This window comes from Protofrankia sp. CiP1_Cm_nod2 (assembly GCF_920664355.1).
Taxonomy (GTDB): domain Bacteria; phylum Actinomycetota; class Actinomycetes; order Frankiales; family Frankiaceae; genus Protofrankia.
The window spans coordinates 5,219-8,077 of record NZ_CAKKTL010000237.1; the positions used below are offsets into that span (position 1 = coordinate 5,219).

Here is a 2,859-nt window from a genome sequence, read left to right on the forward strand (position 1 = left end):
TGGTTCCGACGTGTCTGGTTCCGACGTGTCTGGTTCCGACGTGTCTGGTTCCGACGTGCCTGGCCCTGATGTCCCTGGTAGCGGGCCTGTTCTGGAGGCGTCCGAGGGTGCCCGACGCGACATCTGTGACGCCACGACGTGAGCGGTGGCGCTACGGTTCACAATGATGTCCATAAGGTTGGACGTCCATGATGTCGTCGGGGACGAATCTCCGGGGATAAAACGTTCACGACGTAGCGGGTTCACGACGCGGCAAGGTTCACACAGCAGCTTCATGACGGGGAAGACGGCCAGGCCCCGTGGGTGACGCCGGCATGCCGGCCGTCGACCGGGGGAATCGGTGGATGACCGGAGCCGCGGCCCGGCCACCCACCGGTACAACGGACTGCCAGGAGGGACGAGGTGTATCAGCGGCAGCGGCACGTGTTCGACTCACCAGACCGTTTCGTGGTCGGAACCGTCGGCCAGCCCGGTGAACGCGACTTCTACCTACAGGCCTGCTCGCGTGGGCAGGTCGTGACCGTCGGCCTGGAGAAAGCCGAGGTCAACGCTCTTGCCGAAGGGCTCACGACGCTGCTCGGCCAGGTCCGCCGGACGGCCGGCGGCGAGCTGCCGGAGTCCCACGAGGTAGACGTCGATCTCGCGCCGTTGGAGGCGCCGTTCGAGGAGGACTTCCATCTCGGCCGGCTCACGGTGTCCTGGGACGGTAAACGGGTGCTTGTCGAGGCCGCCGGGCTCGCGGGGGGCGCGGCGCGCCGGCCTGACGCGGACGCCGAGCTCGACACGCTCGAGGTCTCGCTGTCCCTCGGCCAGACGCAGGCGTTCGTCCAGCGTGCCCGCAGTATCGTCGCGGCCGGCCGTCCCTCGTGTGTGCTCTGCGGCCGCCCGGACGGGCCGTCCGGGCATTTCTGTCCGCGCCTGAACTGATCGCAGTCCAGGCGTCGCCCGCGGGGTGCGCCTGGGGTGCGCCTGATGGATGCCGGTCGTCCGGGCGCCGCCTGCGCGGCCAGGTATTCGTCGGACGCGTCCTGAGCCAGGGCCCCGCGCGGTGAGGGCCTGCCCGGCGGGTGGCGTTCGGAGGGCCGGTGAGCGTTCCCGGGGCGGGAGGCGCGCGCCCGCCGCGCCTCCCGGCCGCCATCCGTGTCGGGACGCCGCCCCGCCGGGCGGGAAGAAGCTCGCCGTCCCGGCCGCGACGCCCGCCCACCCGCCAGCACGGTGCCCTACCGGTAGGGGGCTGGGAGCCCCCTACCGGGCTAGTGTCCCGGTCAGGCAGCGCGGGATCCCGTTCACGACCACCCGCACAGGCCATGATCCAGACAATTTTGTCGTTGTGTACGCTTTTTGGCCGCAAAAGCGTACACAACGACAAAATTATGCCGATCTTCTCCGGTGGTCGACGTCCATCGAAGTGTGCCATCGTTCAGGGGGATACGTATGGTTACCTGACCGGCGCTCCAGGAACTGGGAGAGCCCTACCGGGCGAGGGACTGGGAGGGGTCGAAGGCGTCGTAGGCCGACTCGCAGGCCCGGCGGACCGCCGCGGACAGCCCGCGCAGCGCGGTCGAACGGCGTTCGATCTCCTCGGCGGTGACCGCCGCCCCGTCGTCCCGGGCGGCCAGGTCGATCAGGCCGGCGATCCGGCCCGCCCGGGCCAGCAGCGCGTGCGCGGGCGGCGGATAGCCCGGGGGGAGCAGGAGCGTCGGCTCGTCCTCATGGCGTTCGCGCAGCACGGCGAGCGTGTCCGGACCGACCTTGGCCCGGTCGAGGTGCAGCAGCGCGGCCGTCGCGGTCCGGATGGCGTCGTTGAGCTCGTGCTCGGCGGCGTTCAGCGGGGACGGCGGGGGCGGGAGGTGACGGCCCGTCACCGAACGCCAGTGCACCGACTCCAGGCCGCCCTCGATGGCCGGGCCGTGCGCGGTCACGGACGGTATCAGGACCAGCGGCGGCAGCGGGCCCAGCACGACCACCGCCTCACCGGCGGCCAGCGCCTCCTGGTTGACCTCCGCCGGCCCGGGCAGACCGCTGACGTCGCCGGGCACGGGCAGGACGAGCCGCAGCCGCCGTGCGCCGCCGGTCCGCAGCCGGCCGAGGCCCAGCGCGAGCCCTTCGCCGTCGATGCTGTGGGGGGCGCCCGGCCCACCCGAACCCACGAGGATTCGGGTGATTGCCTCATCGGTGCTGACAAGCCCGGCAAGCCACGCGTTACCCCATCCGGTGAGTGCCCCTGAGCGAGGTGAGGCAGCTTGGCCGCAAATCACGATGCCTACGGTAAGGAATGACTGCCATGTCCTGCGACGGTCCTCAGCGGATATTGCTGGGGGTCACATCCAGTCGACGGTTGGCAACCAGCCGGCCGGCGCGGGCGGGCTCGTCACCGGTGGTGGCGTGCCGGGCCCGGCGGTCCGCCGCGGCGCGCCGGGCCCGGCGGCGCAGTGGCACGGCCGGGCGGGCGAGCAGCCACGGCACGCCCACCGACATCATCCAGCGGGCGTGCGCGAACCGGCCGGGCGTGGTGGGCGGCTCCACCACCGGCAGGACCGGCAGCGGCACACCGGCGTCGCACAGCGCCTCGGCGAAGGCACGGGCCATCAGCTGATGGCCCCGCGGGCCAGGATGCACCCGGTCGACGTCGAAGGTCGACAGCCGGTAGGCCTCGGGATGGCGGGCCAGGTCGACGACCAGGACCCCGGGATCGCCCGCGGCGGCGGCGTCCACCGCCGCGTTGAGCTGCCCGATCCGGGTGGTGAGCAGGCGGCGCGCGGGCGCGGGCAGGCGCAGCAGCCGCCCGGGGTCGTGCAGCCGGGCCATCAGCACCAGGACGCCGGCCACGCGCAGGTCCCGGACGCTCCACACCAGGTT

General features: G+C 72.4%; 2 protein-coding genes and 1 pseudogene. 1 reads left to right on the plus strand and 2 read right to left on the minus strand.

Translation table 11 applies throughout. The features are described 5' to 3' along the window. The first annotated feature begins 402 nt into the window (after positions 1–402). Positions 403–927 (plus strand): DUF3090 family protein, encoded by a 525-nt coding sequence (locus NBW84_RS20300; RefSeq protein WP_250286463.1) that lies wholly within the window; start codon positions 403–405, stop codon positions 925–927. Between the two features lie 545 nt (positions 928–1,472). On the opposite strand, the gene NBW84_RS20305 is transcribed toward NBW84_RS20300, so the two are convergent. Both NBW84_RS20305 and NBW84_RS20310 read right to left on the minus strand, forming a co-directional pair. Continuing rightward, positions 1,473–2,258 (minus strand): hypothetical protein, encoded by a 786-nt coding sequence (locus NBW84_RS20305; protein ID WP_250286464.1) that lies wholly within the window; start codon positions 2,256–2,258, stop codon positions 1,473–1,475. A gap of 43 nt (positions 2,259–2,301) precedes the next feature. Beyond that, positions 2,302–2,859: pseudogene (locus tag NBW84_RS20310) on the minus strand (hypothetical protein); the annotation flags it as partial.